The 16787-nt window shown below is 65.2% G+C and carries 12 protein-coding genes and 3 rRNA genes; 11 read left to right on the forward strand and 4 right to left on the reverse strand.

Features of this window, described 5'->3' with window-relative positions; translation table 11 throughout:
• The first annotated feature begins 6 nt into the window (after window positions 1–6).
• Genes ACM26Y_RS09265 through ACM26Y_RS09280 form a run of 4 tightly spaced genes read left to right on the forward strand, consistent with a single transcriptional unit; the run spans window position 7 to window position 3287 of the window.
• On the forward strand, window positions 7–990 hold the full coding sequence (locus ACM26Y_RS09265; protein ID WP_003935752.1) for a F0F1 ATP synthase subunit gamma: 984 nt from the start codon (window positions 7–9) through the stop codon (window positions 988–990).
• Window positions 991–994: 4 nt separating this feature from the next.
• Entirely contained in the window at window positions 995–2446 is a 1452-nt protein-coding gene (gene atpD / locus ACM26Y_RS09270) for a F0F1 ATP synthase subunit beta (protein WP_003935751.1), read from the forward strand.
• A gap of 6 nt (window positions 2447–2452) precedes the next feature.
• Window positions 2453–2818 (forward strand): F0F1 ATP synthase subunit epsilon, encoded by a 366-nt coding sequence (locus tag ACM26Y_RS09275; protein ID WP_040781827.1) that lies wholly within the window; start codon window positions 2453–2455, stop codon window positions 2816–2818.
• A gap of 46 nt (window positions 2819–2864) precedes the next feature.
• A complete protein-coding gene (locus ACM26Y_RS09280) occupies window positions 2865–3287 on the forward strand; it encodes a DUF2550 domain-containing protein (RefSeq protein ID WP_003935749.1) in 423 nt (140 codons plus the stop codon).
• An 18-nt stretch (window positions 3288–3305) separates the two neighbouring features.
• Here ACM26Y_RS09280 and ACM26Y_RS09285 read toward each other — a convergent pair whose 3' ends face one another.
• Window positions 3306–3878, reverse strand: a complete 573-nt coding sequence (locus tag ACM26Y_RS09285; RefSeq protein WP_416063284.1) for a cob(I)yrinic acid a,c-diamide adenosyltransferase — start codon at window positions 3876–3878, stop codon at window positions 3306–3308.
• Between the two features lie 56 nt (window positions 3879–3934).
• Between ACM26Y_RS09285 and murA the strand changes: the two genes are divergently transcribed.
• The 4 genes from murA to rrf all read left to right on the forward strand — a co-directional run bounded on the left by murA (window position 3935) and on the right by rrf (window position 10995).
• A complete protein-coding gene (gene murA / locus ACM26Y_RS09290) occupies window positions 3935–5197 on the forward strand; it encodes a UDP-N-acetylglucosamine 1-carboxyvinyltransferase (protein ID WP_416063285.1) in 1263 nt (420 codons plus the stop codon).
• 640 nt (window positions 5198–5837) lie between these two features.
• Window positions 5838–7360: ribosomal RNA gene (locus ACM26Y_RS09295) — 16S ribosomal RNA — on the forward strand.
• A 299-nt stretch (window positions 7361–7659) separates the two neighbouring features.
• A 23S ribosomal RNA gene (locus ACM26Y_RS09300) occupies window positions 7660–10793 on the forward strand.
• An 85-nt stretch (window positions 10794–10878) separates the two neighbouring features.
• Window positions 10879–10995, forward strand: a 5S ribosomal RNA gene (gene rrf / locus ACM26Y_RS09305).
• Together the 16S, 23S and 5S rRNA genes form the textbook arrangement of a ribosomal RNA operon.
• A gap of 108 nt (window positions 10996–11103) precedes the next feature.
• Here rrf and ACM26Y_RS09310 read toward each other — a convergent pair.
• Entirely contained in the window at window positions 11104–12648 is a 1545-nt protein-coding gene (locus tag ACM26Y_RS09310; protein WP_416063286.1) for an adenylate/guanylate cyclase domain-containing protein, read from the reverse strand.
• A 43-nt stretch (window positions 12649–12691) separates the two neighbouring features.
• Between ACM26Y_RS09310 and nucS the strand changes: the two genes are divergently transcribed.
• The gene (gene nucS / locus ACM26Y_RS09315) at window positions 12692–13366 is read left to right on the forward strand and encodes an endonuclease NucS (RefSeq protein WP_054375343.1); all 675 of its coding nucleotides are present in this window, start codon (window positions 12692–12694) and stop codon (window positions 13364–13366) included.
• A gap of 1 nt (window position 13367) precedes the next feature.
• Window positions 13368–13688, forward strand: coding sequence for an ATP/GTP-binding protein (locus tag ACM26Y_RS09320; protein ID WP_416063287.1), 321 nt, complete (start codon window positions 13368–13370; stop codon window positions 13686–13688).
• Window positions 13689–13740: 52 nt separating this feature from the next.
• Here ACM26Y_RS09320 and ACM26Y_RS09325 read toward each other — a convergent pair whose 3' ends face one another.
• The gene (locus ACM26Y_RS09325; protein WP_416063288.1) at window positions 13741–14835 is read right to left on the reverse strand and encodes a hypothetical protein; all 1095 of its coding nucleotides are present in this window, start codon (window positions 14833–14835) and stop codon (window positions 13741–13743) included.
• Between the two features lie 107 nt (window positions 14836–14942).
• A complete protein-coding gene (gene mce / locus ACM26Y_RS09330; protein WP_054375345.1) occupies window positions 14943–15425 on the reverse strand; it encodes a methylmalonyl-CoA epimerase in 483 nt (160 codons plus the stop codon).
• A 105-nt stretch (window positions 15426–15530) separates the two neighbouring features.
• On the opposite strand from mce, the gene ACM26Y_RS09335 reads away from it, so the two are divergent.
• Window positions 15531–16721, forward strand: a complete 1191-nt coding sequence (locus tag ACM26Y_RS09335; RefSeq protein WP_416063289.1) for an acetyl-CoA C-acetyltransferase — start codon at window positions 15531–15533, stop codon at window positions 16719–16721.
• Window positions 16722–16787 lie beyond the last annotated feature (66 nt).

Raw genomic sequence — 16787 nt, forward strand, 5'->3', positions numbered from 1 at the left:
CGACGAATGGCAAGCCTGCGCGAGCTCCGTTCGCGGATCAAGTCGGTCAACTCGACCAAGAAGATCACCAAGGCGCAGGAGCTGATCGCGACGTCGCGGATCACGAAGGCTCAGGCCCGAGTGGCAGCATCCAAGCCGTACGCCGAGGAGATCACCAAGGTGCTCTCCGAGCTGGCGAGTGCGTCCGCGTCGCTGGATCACCCCCTGCTCAACGAGCGGCCCAACCCGAGGCGTGCTGCGGTCCTGGTCGTCACCAGCGACCGCGGCATGGCCGGTGGCTACAACGCCAACGTCCTCAAGGAGGCCGAGGAGCTGCGTCAGCTGCTGGTCAGCGAGGGCAAGGAACCGGTGCTCTACGTGCTCGGTGCCAAGGGCCTGAGCTACTACACCTTCCGCGGCCGGCAGGTCGCGGGGGCGTGGACCGGGTTCTCGCAGGAGCCGCGCTACACCGATGCGGCCAAGGCGAGCCGTCACCTGGTGGAACTGTTCATGGCCGGCTCCGGCAACGAGGTGCCCGCACCGAACGGTGAGGGCACGATCGAGGGCGTCGACGAACTGCACATCGTCTACACCCGCTTCGTCTCGATGCTGACCCAGTCCCCCGAGGTGCGCCGCATGGCGCCGCTCGAGGTGACCGTCACCGAGGACGAGATCGACCTCGGCGAGGACATGCTCACCGACGGCCGGCACGTCGGCAGCAACGGCGGTCCGCGGCCCGGCTACAACTTCGAGCCGGAGGCCTCGACGCTGCTCGCGGCCCTGCTGCCGAAGTACATCAGCACCCGGATCTTCGCGTCGCTGCTCGATGCCGCGGCGTCGGAGTCGGCCGCTCGGCGTACCGCCATGAAGGCGGCCACCGACAACGCCACGGAACTGGTGAACACCCTCAGCCGCCAGGCCAACCAGGCCCGCCAGGCCCAGATCACCCAGGAAATCAGCGAGATCGTCGGCGGTGCCAACGCGCTCGCCTCGAGTGCAGGAAGTGACTAAGCACATGACCGCAGCAGCAACCGATAACTACGGGGCGGGGGCGGCCTCGGCCACTGCCGGCCGCGTCGTTCGGGTCATCGGGCCCGTCGTGGACGTCGAGTTCCCGCGTGGTGCCGTTCCCGATCTGTTCAACGCCCTGCACGCAGAGGTCACTCTGCCGTCCGTGGCGAAGACCCTGACCTTCGAGGTCGCGCAGCACCTGGGTGACAACCTGGTGCGCACGATCTCCATGCAGCCCACCGACGGCCTGGTGCGTGGCACCTCGGTCGTCGACACGGGCCGCCCGATCTCGGTGCCGGTCGGCGACGTCGTCAAGGGCCACGTGTTCAACGCCCTCGGTGACTGCCTGGACGCCCCGGGCACCGGCCGCGACGGTGAGCAGTGGGGCATCCACCGCAAGCCGCCGGCCTTCGACCAGCTCGAGGGCAAGACCGAGATCCTCGAGACCGGCATCAAGGTCATCGACCTGCTGACCCCGTACGTCAAGGGCGGCAAGATCGGTCTGTTCGGTGGTGCCGGTGTCGGCAAGACCGTTCTGATCCAGGAGATGATCACCCGTATCGCGCGTGAGTTCTCCGGCACGTCGGTGTTCGCCGGCGTCGGCGAGCGCACCCGTGAGGGCACCGACCTCCACCTCGAGATGGAGGAGATGGGCGTCCTCCAGGACACCGCCCTCGTCTTCGGCCAGATGGACGAGCCGCCGGGAACGCGTATGCGCGTCGCCCTGTCCGCGCTGACCATGGCGGAGTACTTCCGCGATGTCCAGGGCCAGGACGTGCTGCTGTTCATCGACAACATCTTCCGCTTCACGCAGGCCGGCTCCGAGGTCTCGACCCTGCTCGGCCGCATGCCGTCGGCCGTGGGTTACCAGCCGACCCTCGCGGACGAGATGGGTGAGCTCCAGGAGCGCATCACCTCGACCCGTGGACGTTCGATCACCTCGCTGCAGGCGATCTACGTGCCCGCCGACGACTACACCGACCCGGCGCCGGCCACGACGTTCGCGCACCTCGATGCGACCACCGAGCTCTCGCGTCCGATCTCGCAGATGGGTATCTACCCCGCTGTGGACCCGCTGACGTCGACCTCGCGCATCCTCGAGCCCGGCATCGTCGGTGCCGAGCACTTCCGGGTCGCGAACGAGGTCAAGCGGATCCTGCAGAAGTACAAGGAACTGCAGGACATCATCGCCATCCTCGGTATGGACGAGCTCTCCGAGGAGGACAAGGTCCTCGTCGGCCGCGCCCGTCGCCTGCAGAAGTTCCTCGGCCAGAACTTCATCGTCGCCGAGAAGTTCACCGGTGAGCCCGGCTCCGTGGTGCCGCTGCGCGACACCATCGAGGCGTTCGACCGCGTCACCAAGGGTGAGTTCGACCACCTGCCCGAGCAGGCGTTCAACAGCTGCGGTGGACTCGACGACGTCGAGGCCGCTGCCAAGAAGATCGCCGGGAAGTAGTCCGCGATGGCTGAAATGACCGTGGACCTCGTTGCCGTCGAGGAGCGCCTCTGGTCGGGCACCGCCCGGCTGGTCAGCGCCCAGACGACCGAGGGCGAGATCGGTGTCATGCCGGGCCACGAGCCGGTCCTCGGCCAGCTCGTGGAAGGCGGTGTCGTCTCCATCACCACCGCCGACGGCGAGCGGGTCGTCGCGGCCGTGCACGGCGGTTTCCTCTCGGTGACCGCCACGACGGTGACGATCCTCGCGGAGGCTGCGGAGCTGACGGAGAACATCGACGTCGAGTCCGCGCGCGCCGTCCTGAGCGACAGCCAGGACGAGGCCGAGATCGCGGCGGCCCGGGGCCGACTCCGGGCCGTCGAGCGGGCCTGACGGATACGACAAGCCGCGACGGAGCCGACGAGCAGTGTCAGTTGGAATGATCGTTCTCATCGTTCTGGTGATACTGCTCGCGGTTGCCGTCGCGGCTTTTCTGTATCGGCTCCTCACCCTGCGGAGCGGGGGCACCGCAGCGATACTGCGTCGGCTGCCCAACGGCGCCGGCGCCGGATGGCGGCACGGCGTCATCCGTTACGGCGAGCGTTCGCTCGTCTTCTACAAGCTCTCGAGCCTGCGTCCGGGTCCGGACTCGCGGCTGGCCCGGCAGGGCGTCGAGGTACGCAACCGTCGTGCGCCCGAGGGCAGCGAGCACGACATCATGACCGAGGACATTGTGATCCTCGAAGTCCAGGACGGCGCAAGCAGTTTCGAGATTGCGCTCGACAGCGGCGCACTGACCGCCTTCCTGTCCTGGATCGAATCCCGTCCGTCGGACCGTTCCGTGCGCGGTCGGCCGAACTGACGTCCGGCCGACCGTCCTTCACGCGCCCGCGCCCGGCTTCCAGAGCACATCTCCGTCCGGGTTCGCGACCCGACCGAGGATGAAGAGCAGATCCGACAGCCGGTTGAGGTACTTCGCCGGCAGTACATTCGTATCGTCCGGATGAGCGGCCACCGCCGCCCAGGCCGAGCGCTCCGCCCGCCGTGCCACCGTCCGCGCCGTGTGCAGCTGGGCCGCCAACACGGTGCCGCCGGGAAGTATGAAGGAATCGAGCGGCGCCAGACCCTCGTTGAACTCGTCGCACCAGCGTTCGAGCCGATCGATGTACGCCTGGGTGATCCGCAGCGGCGGATACTTCGGCTCGTATACCACCGGGGTCGACAAGTCTGCTCCGGCGTCGAACAGGTCGTTCTGGATCTGGCGCAGGACAGGTGCGATCCGCTCCGGTACGTCGGCCGAGGCCAGCGCCACACCGAGCGCCGCGTTCGTCTCGTCGCAGTCCGCGTACGCGATCAGTCTCGGGTCGTTCTTCGATACCCGGGAGAAGTCGCTGAGGCCCGTCGTACCGTCGTCGCCGGTGCGGGTGTAGATCCGTGTGAGATGGACAGCCATGCAGGTCACGGTACCGCTCCCGTATTCCCGCAGTGTGGTCGATAGGCTGTGGCGTTGTGAGTGATCGCTTTCTTGTCTCCGGTGGTAACCGGCTTGTCGGTGAGGTCGTCGTCGGGGGCGCCAAGAACAGCGTGCTCAAGCTGATGGCAGCCGCCCTCTTGGCGGAGGGGACGAGCGTCATCACCAATTGCCCGGACATCCTCGACGTCCCGCTGATGGCCGAGGTCCTGCGCGGGCTCGGGTGCGAGGTCGAGCTCGAGGGCGACGAGGCGCGCATCACGACACCCGCACAGCCGAAGCACCAGGCCGATTTCGCCGCCGTCCGGCAGTTCCGGGCGTCGGTGTGTGTCCTCGGACCGTTGGTGGCCCGATGCCGCAAGGCCGTCGTCGCGCTGCCGGGTGGGGATGCGATCGGTTCACGCCCACTCGACATGCACCAGACGGGGCTCCGACTGCTGGGGGCGCACAGCACCATCGAGCACGGCTGCGTCGTGGCCGAGGCCGACGCCCTGCACGGCAATGCGATTCGGCTGGCGTTTCCGTCGGTCGGGGCCACCGAGAACATCCTGATGGCCGCCGTCCTGGCGAATGGCGAGACCACGATCGACAACGCGGCCCGGGAGCCGGAGATCGTGGACCTGTGCAACATGCTCGTTCAGATGGGTGCCCGCATCTCCGGCGCCGGCACCTCGACACTGACGATCACGGGCGTCTCGCGCCTCGAACCCACCACCCACCGTGTCATCGGAGATCGCATCGTCGCGGCGACATGGGGGATCGCGGCGGCGATGACGCGGGGTGACGTACGTGTGCGGGGCATCAACCCGAAGCACCTGAGCCTCGTGCTCGACAAGCTCCGCTCCGCCGGCGCGGAGGTGACGCCTGAAGTCGACGGTTTCCGGGTCGTCCAGCACGACCGTCCCCGAGCGGTCAACTTCGCGACCCTGCCGTATCCCGGATTCCCCACCGACCTCCAGCCCATGGCGATCGGTCTCGCGGCAGTCGCCGACGGAACGTCGATGATCACGGAGAACGTCTTCGAGGCACGGTTCCGGTTCGTCGAGGAGATGATCCGCCTCGGCGCCGATGCGCGTACCGACGGACATCACGCCGTGGTCCGCGGAGTCGAGGAGCTGTCGAGCGCGCCGGTGTGGTCCTCCGACATCCGAGCCGGCGCCGGACTGGTTCTGGCCGGACTGTGTGCCGACGGCGTGACCGAGGTGCACGACGTGTACCACATCGATCGCGGCTACCCGAGGTTCGTGGAGATCATCGAGGAACTCGGTGGCGTCATCGAACGGGTGAACTCCGAGTCCTGAGGCCGTTCCTTGAAAGCGCATGTGCGGCAGGGATTTTCGGGTACCGCGGCTGAGCGGACGCTGTTTCGGTCCCAAGTGTGCCGCGCATCACGAGGGACGGGTGACGCGACGACGGGGCCGGCGACGCCCGGCCACCTGGGAAAACAACCCGACATACGGGCTTGACCAGCGGATTTGGCGTCCTGTTGTTCCTCCCGTAACTTATTCCAGGTCAGAGCGACACGGACACCGACCCGGCCCGCAGGGGTTCGGGACAACGAGGTTGGACGCAGGCGCCTGATTGTTCGGTTCGGGATCTTCTGGTAGGGTTCTGGGCCGTTGCTGATCCCACCGAGTGCGTCGGGTTTGTGCCCGTCGGGTGGTGTGGGTAGGCTGGAACGGTTGCCCCGGAGCGCCGCGGACGTTGGTTCGCGGGGTGATGGTGTGTGCGTGTTCTTTGAGAACTCAACAGTGTGCCGATGAATGTCAGTGCCAAATTATTTTTGGTGCGGCCGCCCCGCGTTCGTGTGGGGTGGTTGTTGCTGGACATCGCATTCTTCCGTCTGTGATGGTCCAGTGTTTTTGCTAGTTTGAGTTTTTTGCTAGTGATTCGGCTCTACGCTTATGGCTGATCAGCCCTTCGGGGTTTGGTTGAGAGTCTTCAACGGAGAGTTTGATCCTGGCTCAGGACGAACGCTGGCGGCGTGCTTAACACATGCAAGTCGAACGATGAAGCCCAGCTTGCTGGGTGGATTAGTGGCGAACGGGTGAGTAACACGTGGGTGATCTGCCCTGCACTTCGGGATAAGCCTGGGAAACTGGGTCTAATACCGGATAGGACCTTCTGCCGCATGGTGGGGGGTGGAAAGGTTTTCCGGTGCAGGATGGGCCCGCGGCCTATCAGCTTGTTGGTGGGGTAACGGCCCACCAAGGCGACGACGGGTAGCCGGCCTGAGAGGGCGACCGGCCACACTGGGACTGAGACACGGCCCAGACTCCTACGGGAGGCAGCAGTGGGGAATATTGCACAATGGGCGCAAGCCTGATGCAGCGACGCCGCGTGAGGGATGACGGCCTTCGGGTTGTAAACCTCTTTCAGTACCGACGAAGCGCAAGTGACGGTAGGTACAGAAGAAGCACCGGCCAACTACGTGCCAGCAGCCGCGGTAATACGTAGGGTGCGAGCGTTGTCCGGAATTACTGGGCGTAAAGAGCTCGTAGGCGGTTTGTCGCGTCGTCTGTGAAAACCCGCAGCTCAACTGCGGGCTTGCAGGCGATACGGGCAGACTTGAGTACTGCAGGGGAGACTGGAATTCCTGGTGTAGCGGTGAAATGCGCAGATATCAGGAGGAACACCGGTGGCGAAGGCGGGTCTCTGGGCAGTAACTGACGCTGAGGAGCGAAAGCGTGGGTAGCGAACAGGATTAGATACCCTGGTAGTCCACGCCGTAAACGGTGGGCGCTAGGTGTGGGTTTCCTTCCACGGGATCCGTGCCGTAGCTAACGCATTAAGCGCCCCGCCTGGGGAGTACGGCCGCAAGGCTAAAACTCAAAGGAATTGACGGGGGCCCGCACAAGCGGCGGAGCATGTGGATTAATTCGATGCAACGCGAAGAACCTTACCTGGGTTTGACATACACCGGACCGCCCCAGAGATGGGGTTTCCCTTGTGGTCGGTGTACAGGTGGTGCATGGCTGTCGTCAGCTCGTGTCGTGAGATGTTGGGTTAAGTCCCGCAACGAGCGCAACCCTTGTCCTGTGTTGCCAGCAAGTCAAGTTGGGGACTCGCAGGAGACTGCCGGGGTCAACTCGGAGGAAGGTGGGGACGACGTCAAGTCATCATGCCCCTTATGTCCAGGGCTTCACACATGCTACAATGGCCGGTACAGAGGGCTGCGATACCGCGAGGTGGAGCGAATCCCTTAAAGCCGGTCTCAGTTCGGATCGGGGTCTGCAACTCGACCCCGTGAAGTCGGAGTCGCTAGTAATCGCAGATCAGCAACGCTGCGGTGAATACGTTCCCGGGCCTTGTACACACCGCCCGTCACGTCATGAAAGTCGGTAACACCCGAAGCCGGTGGCCTAACCCCTCGTGGGAGGGAGCCGTCGAAGGTGGGATCGGCGATTGGGACGAAGTCGTAACAAGGTAGCCGTACCGGAAGGTGCGGCTGGATCACCTCCTTTCTAAGGAGCACTTCTCCCGTCGAGGGTTCACACAGGTGAAGTCCTCTCGGGCAGAGACTGTTTCGTTCCCACATGTGGAACGGCAGGAGCTCATGGGTGGAACGCTGGCAACCATCACCGCGCCGGCGGGGATCACATGTTCCCGTCGCGGTGGTTATATCGGTGCACTGTTGGGTCCTGAGAGAACACGCAATGTGTTTTGTCAGCGACGATGACCTGCGAAACAAGGAACTGGTTTTCTTGCGGTAGGGGTTGTTGTGTGTTGTTTGAGAACTGCACAGTGGACGCGAGCATCTTTGTTGTAAGTGTTTATGAGCGTACGGTGGATGCCTTGGCACCAGGAGCCGATGAAGGACGTGGGAGGCTGCGATATGCCTCGGGGAGCTGTCAACCGAGCTGTGATCCGAGGATTTCCGAATGGGGAAACCCAGCACGAGTGATGTCGTGTTACCCGCGCCTGAATATATAGGGCGTGTGGAGGGAACGTGGGGAAGTGAAACATCTCAGTACCCACAGGAAGAGAAAACAACATGTGATTCCGTGAGTAGTGGCGAGCGAAAGCGGAAGAGGCTAAACCGCGGGTGTGTGAGAGCTGGCAGGCGTTGCATCCGTGGGGTCGTGGGGCCCTTCTTCCCATCACTGTCATGGTGGGCGAGAGTAAGAAACCGGTGTGTTAGTCGAAGTGGTCTGGAACGGCCTGTCGTAGAGGGTGAGAATCCCGTAGACGAAAACACGCCGGCTCTCGTGGAGGGTACCCGAGTAGCAGCGGGCCCGTGAAATCTGCTGTGAATCCGTCGGGACCACCCGATAAGCCTGAATACTCCCTGGTGACCGATAGCGGACTAGTACCGTGAGGGAAAGGTGAAAAGTACCCCGGGAGGGGAGTGAAATAGTACCTGAAACCGTGCGCTTACAATCCGTCGGAGCCTTCGAGCAGTTTGGTCTGCTGGGGGTGACGGCGTGCCTTTTGAAGAATGAGCCTGCGAGTTAGTGGCATGTCGCGAGGTTAACCCGTGTGGGGTAGTCGTAGCGAAAGCGAGTCCGAACAGGGCGCTCGAGTGGCATGTTCTAGACCCGAAGCGGAGTGATCTACCCATGGCCAGGGTGAAGCGACGGTAAGACGTCGTGGAGGCCCGAACCCACTTAGGTTGAAAACTGAGGGGATGAGCTGTGGGTAGGGGTGAAAGGCCAATCAAACTCCGTGATAGCTGGTTCTCCCCGAAATGCATTTAGGTGCAGCGTCGCGTGTTTCTCACCGGAGGTAGAGCTACTGGATGGTCTAGGGGGCCCACAAGCTTACCGAAATCAGCCAAACTCCGAATGCCGGTGAGTGAGAGCGCGGCAGTGAGACTGCGGGGGATAAGCTTCGTAGTCGAGAGGGAAACAGCCCAGATCGCCGGCTAAGGCCCCTAAGCGTGTACTAAGTGGAAAAGGATGTGGGATCGCTGAGACAACCAGGAGGTTGGCTTAGAAGCAGCCACCCTTGAAAGAGTGCGTAATAGCTCACTGGTCAAGTGGTTCTGCGCCGACAATGTAGCGGGGCTCAAGTACACCGCCGAAGCCGCGGCACTCACATGAGTCTGCTCGAATCCTGCGGGGTTCGAGCCAGATGTGTGGGTGGGTAGGGGAGCGTCGTGCCGCCGGGGAAGCGCCGGAGTGATCCAGGTGTGGAGGCGGCGCGAGTGAGAATGCAGGCATGAGTAGCGAAAGACGAGTGAGAAACTCGTCCGCCGAATGACCAAGGGTTCCTGGGCCAGGTTAATCCGCCCAGGGTGAGTCGGGACCTAAGGCGAGGCCGACAGGCGTAGTCGATGGACAACGGGTTGATATTCCCGTACCCGTGTGAACGCGCCCCTGGTGAATCAGTGATGCTAACCGTCCTGAAGCCGGCCGGTTCCTTCGGGAATCGGTTGTGTGGATGCACGGGACCCGATCTGGTAGTAGCCAAGCGATGGGGTGACGCAGGAAGGTAGTGGGGCCGGTCAGTGGTTGCACCGGTGTAAGCCTGTAGGGCGTGACATAGGCAAATCCGTGTCGCACACAGCCTGAGAGGTGATGCGTAGCCGAATGAGGCGAATTCCATGATCCTATGCTGCCGAGAAAAGCCTCTAGCGAGCTTTCACACGGCCCGTACCCCAAACCGACACAGGTGGTCAGGTAGAGAATACCGAGGCGATCGAGAGAACTGTGGTTAAGGAACTCGGCAAAATGCCCCCGTAACTTCGGGAGAAGGGGGACCACGCCCGGTGACCGGACTTGCTCCGTGAGCTGGGGGTGGTCGCAGAGACCAGAGAGAAGCGACTGTTTACTAAAAACACAGGTCCGTGCGAAGTCGTAAGACGAGGTATACGGACTGACGCCTGCCCGGTGCTGGAAGGTTAAGAGGACCGGTCAGCGGAGCGATCCGCGAAGCTGAGAATTTAAGCCCCAGTAAACGGCGGTGGTAACTATAACCATCCTAAGGTAGCGAAATTCCTTGTCGGGTAAGTTCCGACCTGCACGAATGGCGTAACGACTTCTCTGCTGTCTCAACCACAGACTCGGCGAAATTGCATTACGAGTAAAGATGCTCGTTACGCGCGGCAGGACGAAAAGACCCCGGGACCTTCACTACAGCTTGGTATTGGTGTTCGGTTCGGTTTGTGTAGGATAGGTGGGAGACTGGGAAGCCCGCACGCCAGTGTGGGTGGAGTCGTTGTTGAAATACCACTCTGATCGTATTGGACCTCTAACCTCGGACCCTGATCGGGTTCAGGGACAGTGCCTGGTGGGTAGTTTAACTGGGGCGGTTGCCTCCCAAAATGTAACGGAGGCGCCCAAAGGTTCCCTCAGCCTGGTTGGCAATCAGGTGGCGAGTGCAAGTGCACAAGGGAGCTTGACTGTGAGACCGACAGGTCGAGCAGGGACGAAAGTCGGGACTAGTGATCCGGCACCGGCATGTGGAAGCGGTGTCGCTCAACGGATAAAAGGTACCCCGGGGATAACAGGCTGATCTTCCCCAAGAGTCCATATCGACGGGATGGTTTGGCACCTCGATGTCGGCTCGTCGCATCCTGGGGCTGGAGTAGGTCCCAAGGGTTGGGCTGTTCGCCCATTAAAGCGGCACGCGAGCTGGGTTTAGAACGTCGTGAGACAGTTCGGTCTCTATCCGCCGCGCGCGTTAGAAACTTGAGGAAGGCTGTCCCTAGTACGAGAGGACCGGGACGGACGAACCTCTGGTGTGCCAGTTGTCCCGCCAGGGGCACGGCTGGTTGGCTACGTTCGGAAGGGATAACCGCTGAAAGCATCTAAGCGGGAAGCCTGTTCCAAGATGAGGTTTCTCACCCCCTCGAGGGGGTAAGGCCCCCGGCAGACCACCGGGTTGATAGGCCGGAACTGGAAGTGCGGCAACGCATGCAGGTGACCGGTACTAATAGGCCGAGGACTTACCACGAAGAAGCTACGCGTCCACTGTGCGGTATCTGAAACAACACACCCGAACTCACTCCGAGCACCGGGGTGTGACAGTTTCACAGAGTTACGGCGGCCATAGCGACAGGGAAACGCCCGGTCCCATTCCGAACCCGGAAGCTAAGCCTGTCTGCGCCGATGGTACTGCACCCGACAGGGTGTGGGAGAGTAGGACACCGCCGAACACCCGTTACCGGAAGCCCCCCGACACCGTCGGGGGGCTTCCGGCATTTCCGGGTCTGTCCGTTGTCTCGATGGACCCTGCTCGACCGACCCTGTCGGTGCCGGCGGTATCACTCCGCCGACGGCACCGCGAGGCGGGTGACTTCCGACCGTCCGCGCAAGGTCACTTCGCCTTGCGGCGACCACCTCGTGCGCTCGTGTTCGGCGGCCGCCCGAACCGCCCGGGACGAGGCGACGACGTGGCCGGGGATCGTCTTGGCCAGATCCGAGAGTCGCGCAGCCTCGTTCACCGGGTCGCCGATGACCGTGTACTCGAATCTCTCGTGAGCCCCTACGTTTCCGGCCACCGCGAGTCCGGCTGCGACCCCGATACCGGCGTCGCACTCGGGGACGTCGGTGCGCAGTCGTCGTGCCATCGTCCGGGCTGCCGCGAGGGCGTTGCCTGCGGGATCGTCCATTGCCACCGGTGCACCGAAGATTGCCAGGGCCGCGTCGCCCTCGAACTTGTTGACGAAGCCCCCGGCCCGATGGACTTCCTCGACCACGACCTCGAAGAAGCGGTTGAGCAACTGTACGACCTCGGTCGGCGGACGATCCGCCGCCATCGCCGTCGAACCGATGATGTCGATGAACAGCACCGCGACATCACGTTCTTCGCCGCCGAGGCGCGGTGACGACGCCAGCGCCGCCCGAGCGACATCCTGACCGACGTGCCGACCGAAGACGTCGCGGATCCGCTCGCGCTCGCGCAGGCCGTCGACCATGCGATTGAATCCGGCCTGCAGCTCTCCGAGTTCCGTCCCGTCGTAGACGACGACCTCCGCATCGAGGTCACCCCGCTCGATACGGGCCATGCCGGCCCGCACGGACTCGATCGGCGCGACGCTCCTCCGGGCGGTGAGGAACATGAGCAGCGATCCCAGCACCAACGCCAGTCCGCCGATCGTCAGGATTGTCACCGCGAAGCGTACGGGCGACACGGGACGGACGAAGCTGAAGACCGCGACGAGCATCAATCCGATGACGGGAACGGCGCTGCCCAGCACCCACGCCACCATGATGCGTCCGCTGGTACCGGTGAGGCGGCGCCGCGGGGTCGCGCCGGCCTCGAGGGCCCGGGCCGCGATCGGCCGCAGTGCGAACTCGCTGAAGAGGAAGACGAAACCGCACACCGTCAGTCCCGCGAGAGCGATGGTGAATGCGACCTTCGGGATGGTGCGCGGATCGAGCACCCCGAAGGCGGTCGCGAACAGCACCAGCCCCAGGACCCAGAACGCGCCCTGCTGGGCGGTGAGCCGCATCGGCAACCGCATGGTGGCGCGACGTTCCTCCGGTGTGGGATCCCGGTCCTCGAGGATCCAGCGCAGTTGCGCGAGCCCACGCCGCGTCCCGACGATCGTTCCCAGGACGATCGCCCCCACGACGTAGACCGGCGCGACGACACCGGTGACGACGACGAACTCCGGGCGCAACACCGAGGGGCCCGGGATGACGACATTGATCAGCACCGCCGTGATCGCAGCTCCCGCGATGTTCGTGCCGAGCAACAGCAGGGTGAGCAACGTCTGCACGCGAACCCGTTGGCGCTGGACGGATTCCGCGGGTGCGCCGAGCAGCGGCGAGCCGAGTGGCGAGATGCGGCGAGTGCGAGGCATGGTCGTTCGAGAGTAGTCCGGGGCGATCCTCTAGGGTGGCAACGTGCGCCTTGTGATTGCCCGCTGTCGAGTCGACTACATCGGACGTCTGACGGCACACCTGCCGATGGCGCGTCGGCTGCTCCTGGTCAAAGCCGACGGATCGGTCAGTGTGCATGCCGACGACCGCGCCTACAAGCCCCTGAACTGGATGAGTCCGCCGTGTCGGCTGGTCGAGGAGTCTGCGGAAGAGGCGCACGCTCTGTGGGTGGTGACGAACAAGGCGGGTGAGCAACTGCGCATCACCATCGAGGAGATCGAGCACGATTCCAGTCACGAACTGGGCGTGGATCCCGGCCTGATCAAGGACGGGGTGGAGGCGCACCTGCAGGAACTGCTGGCCGAGCACGTCGAAACCCTCGGGCGCGGCTACACCCTCGTCCGGCGTGAGTACCCGACGGCCATCGGCCCGGTGGATCTGCTGTGCAGGGACGCGGACGGCGGCACGGTAGCCGTCGAGATCAAGCGACGCGGCGAGATCGACGGCGTCGAACAGCTCACGCGCTACCTCGAGCTGCTCAACCGGGACCCGCTGCTCGCCCCGGTCAGCGGAGTCTTCGCGGCACAACAGATCAAGCCGCAGGCCAAGACCCTGGCGACCGACCGCGGCATCCGCTGCCTCGTACTCGACTACGAGGCGCTGCGCGGCACCGAGAGCAACGAGTTCCGGCTGTTCTGAGATGCCTCGCCGCAACACCCCCCGATCACAGCGCAGGCGCCGGCCCGAGACCGGCGCGTCGGCGTTCTCCGGGGCGACGTCCCGTACCGAATCGGGCCCGTCGGGTGCGGAATCCGAGCGCTACACCGTGCGCACTGTCCCTGGCTCGCGAGCCACGAAGGCCTACCGGTGCCCCGGATGCGATCACGAGATCGCGCCGGGAACGCCGCATGTGGTCGCCTGGCCCACCGACGACATAGGGGGAGCAGACGAACGCCGGCACTGGCACAACGGCTGCTGGGCCGGCCGCGGGACCCGCGGCCCGACCCGTCGTTGGTCCTGACGGCTCGCCGTCGTGGTCCTGACGGCGACTCAGTCGTGGTTCGGACAGCGAGTCAGTTGCGGACCTTGCTGGCCACCGCGGGTGACCGGCCGAGCCGGTCGGTCGCAGGTGCTTGTGCTTCGTTGCCGGTTCGCTTCTCCTGCTCGCCCGCGCCGCTCTTCCGGCCGCTGTCCTCGGACGTGCCACCCGCCGGTAGTTCCTCGGTGGCCGGTTCCTTCTCGGATTCTTCGGTGGCGATCTCCGTGGTCGCCTCGGTGTCGCCCTCGGTGGTGGACGTGGTGTCCCGGTCGCGGTCGAGCAGCTCACCCTCGCGCGTCACAGCCGCCAGCATCGACGGCACCGCCTCGAGCTGACCGCGCACCCCGTCCAGCTGGCTGAGGATGCGGCCACGCAGCACCCGCAATTCCTCGGTCAGATCGCGAGCGTTGGCGATCTTCCGTTCGGACTGTTCGGTGGCGATCTCGAGCCGGCGCGCCGCCTCGCGTGAGGCGATCTCGAGACGCTGTTCGGCCTCGGCCTTGCTGGATCGTTCGAGTTCGTCGAGAGCGCCGAGGACCTTGCTGCGGCGCTCGCTCATGGCGATCTCGAAATCCTGCTGAACCTGGTCCCGCTTGGCCTCCGCCTCCGCCGCGAGACGATCGCGCTCGGCTTCGGCGGCGGCAATGATCCGGGCGGCATGGGCACGTGCCTCGGACATCGTCCGGGCATGCTCGGCTTCGAACGCCTTACGCCGCTCGGCGAGCTCGGCGATCATCGCCTCGTAGTCCCCGCGCAACCGGATGCCCTCCTGTTCGGCCAGGGAGATCATCTCGGCGGCATCGGCCTCGGCCCGGGCCCGCAGCTCGGACGCTTCGTCGGAGGCGAGGCGCAGCATGCGGGAGATTCGGTCGCTCATACCCTCGGCCGTGGTGGGCGGCACCGAGAGACGATCGACATCCTTGCGCAACTCGTCGATCTCGTTGCGAGCGTTCTCCAGCTGTCTCGCCAGGTCGCGAGCCTGGGCGGCGGCCGCATCCCGGTCCGTCGCGGTCACGCGCAGCTCGGCTTCGAATCTGGCGAAGTAGTTGGTCACCTCGTCGCGGTCGAAACCCTTGCGCACGATGGAGAAGGGCAGGTGGCTGGGGGTGCGATCGCGATCGAAAACCATGGCGCCAATCTACCTGCTCGCGGCAGCCGGAGCTGCGCGTGCCGCGTCGTTGTGCTAATGCTGCGGCAGCGCAAACCGGGTGGGTCGGCCGGGCGAGACGCGGGTTGTCAGTGCGATCCGTGTGCGGCCGGTTCGACGAGTTCGACCAGTACGCCGCCGGCGTCCTTGGGGTGGAGGAAGTTGATGCGCGAATCGGCGGTGCCACGTCGCGGGGCGTCGTAGAGCAGGCGCACGCCCCGAGCGCGGAGCTCGGTGGACACGGCATCGATGTCGCTGACGCGGTAGGCGAGCTGCTGCAGACCGGGGCCGCTGCGGTCGATGAACTTCGCGATCGTCGAGTTCTCGTTCAGCGGGGCGAGCAGCTGGATCGCGGTCGCGCCCGCCGGCGAGCCGGGAACCGACAGCATCGCCTCGCGCACGCCCTGCTCCTCGTTGACCTCCTCATGGGTCGAGACGAGTCCGAGGTTCTCGGCGTACCAGGTGAGAGCGGCGTCGAGGTCGGGGACCGCGATGCCGACGTGATCGATGGCGGTCACGAGCCCGGAGCTCAGAGCCGCAAGCGGAGTCGAAGTGGGGGACGTCTCAGTCATGAACAAAGACGTTAGCGCTAACGTTAGATCAGTATGCGTCGGGATGGGGCTCGTCCGCCCGCAGCCCCGCGCAGGAGCCGTGACCCCACCACCGGAGGAACCCTCGTGACCAGTTCTGTCATCGTTGCCGGAGCCCGGACCCCGATGGGGCGTCTGCAGGGCGCCTTGAAGGACTTCTCCGGCTCGGACCTCGGCGGGGTCGCCATCGCCGGGGCCCTGGCCAAGGCCGGGGTCGCCCCCGAGCAGGTCGAGTACGTGATCATGGGGCAGGTGCTCACCGCCGGCGCCGGGCAGATCCCGGCCCGGCAGGCCGCCGTCGCCGCCGGCATCCCGATGGACGTCCCCGCCCTGACCATCAACAAGGTGTGCCTGTCGGGCATCGACGCGATCGCGATGGCCGACCAGCTCATCCGCGCGGGCGAGTTCGACGTCGTCGTCGCCGGCGGCCAGGAATCGATGAGCCAGGCCCCGCACCTGCTCGAAAAGTCCCGCGCCGGGTTCAAGTACGGCGATGTCACCCTGCGCGACCACCTGGCCTTCGACGGGCTGCACGACATCTTCACCGACCAGGCCATGGGCGCCCTGACCGAGTCCGCCAACACCGGCGCGGCGGCGGTCTCGCGCGCCGAGCAGGACGCCTTCGCCGCCGCCAGCCACCAGCGGGCGGCCCGCGCGCACAAGGACGGGCTGTTCGACGCCGAGGTGGTGCCGGTGTCGATCCCGCAGCGCAAGGGCGACCCGCTCGTCGTCGCCGCCGACGAGGGCATCCGCCCGGACACCACCGCCGAGTCCCTGGCGAAGCTGCGTCCGGCGTTCGCCCCGGACGGCACCGTCACCGCCGGGTCGGCCTCGCAGATCTCCGACGGCGCGGCGGCGGTGGTGGTGATGTCCAAGGCCAAGGCCGAGGAACTCGGGCTGTCCTGGCTGGCCGAGATCGGCGCGCACGGGGTGGTCGCCGGTCCGGACTCGACGCTGCAGTCGCAGCCGGCGCGGGCGATCGCGAAGGCCTGCGCGCGGGAGGGCATCGACCCGAAGGATCTGGACCTGGTGGAGATCAACGAGGCGTTCGCCGCGGTGGGGATCGCCTCGACCCGCGAGCTGGGCCTGGACCCGGAGCGGGTCAACGTCAACGGCGGGGCGATCGCGCTGGGGCACCCGCTGGGGATGTCCGGGGCGCGGATCGTGCTGCACCTGGCCCTCGAGCTGGCCCGCCGCGGCGGCGGCGTCGGGGCCGCGGCCCTGTGCGGCGGCGGCGGGCAGGGCGACGCCCTCATCGTCCGCGTCCCCAAGGCGTAAACCGCTACTCACTACTCCTGTCACGGCCTCGGCGCAGCGCGTCGGGGCCGTGACGTCTCTCACAGC

Source organism: Rhodococcus indonesiensis, assembly GCF_047782815.1.
Lineage (GTDB): Bacteria > Actinomycetota > Actinomycetes > Mycobacteriales > Mycobacteriaceae > Rhodococcus > Rhodococcus indonesiensis.

Excerpts from the sequence above, each read along its gene's own strand:
- ACM26Y_RS09265 (WP_003935752.1), top strand. The coding sequence starts at position 7 with ATGGCAAGCCTGCGCGAGCTCCGTTCGCGGATCAAGTCGGTCAACTCG.
- atpD (WP_003935751.1), top strand. The coding sequence starts at position 995 with ATGACCGCAGCAGCAACCGATAACTACGGGGCGGGGGCGGCCTCGGCC.
- ACM26Y_RS09275 (WP_040781827.1), top strand. The coding sequence starts at position 2,453 with ATGGCTGAAATGACCGTGGACCTCGTTGCCGTCGAGGAGCGCCTCTGG.
- ACM26Y_RS09280 (WP_003935749.1), top strand. The coding sequence starts at position 2,865 with ATGATCGTTCTCATCGTTCTGGTGATACTGCTCGCGGTTGCCGTCGCG.
- ACM26Y_RS09285 (WP_416063284.1), bottom strand. The coding sequence starts at position 3,878 with ATGGCTGTCCATCTCACACGGATCTACACCCGCACCGGCGACGACGGT.
- ACM26Y_RS09310 (WP_416063286.1), bottom strand. The coding sequence starts at position 12,648 with ATGCCTCGCACTCGCCGCATCTCGCCACTCGGCTCGCCGCTGCTCGGC.
- ACM26Y_RS09320 (WP_416063287.1), top strand. The coding sequence starts at position 13,368 with ATGCCTCGCCGCAACACCCCCCGATCACAGCGCAGGCGCCGGCCCGAG.
- ACM26Y_RS09325 (WP_416063288.1), bottom strand. The coding sequence starts at position 14,835 with ATGGTTTTCGATCGCGATCGCACCCCCAGCCACCTGCCCTTCTCCATC.
- mce (WP_054375345.1), bottom strand. The coding sequence starts at position 15,425 with ATGACTGAGACGTCCCCCACTTCGACTCCGCTTGCGGCTCTGAGCTCC.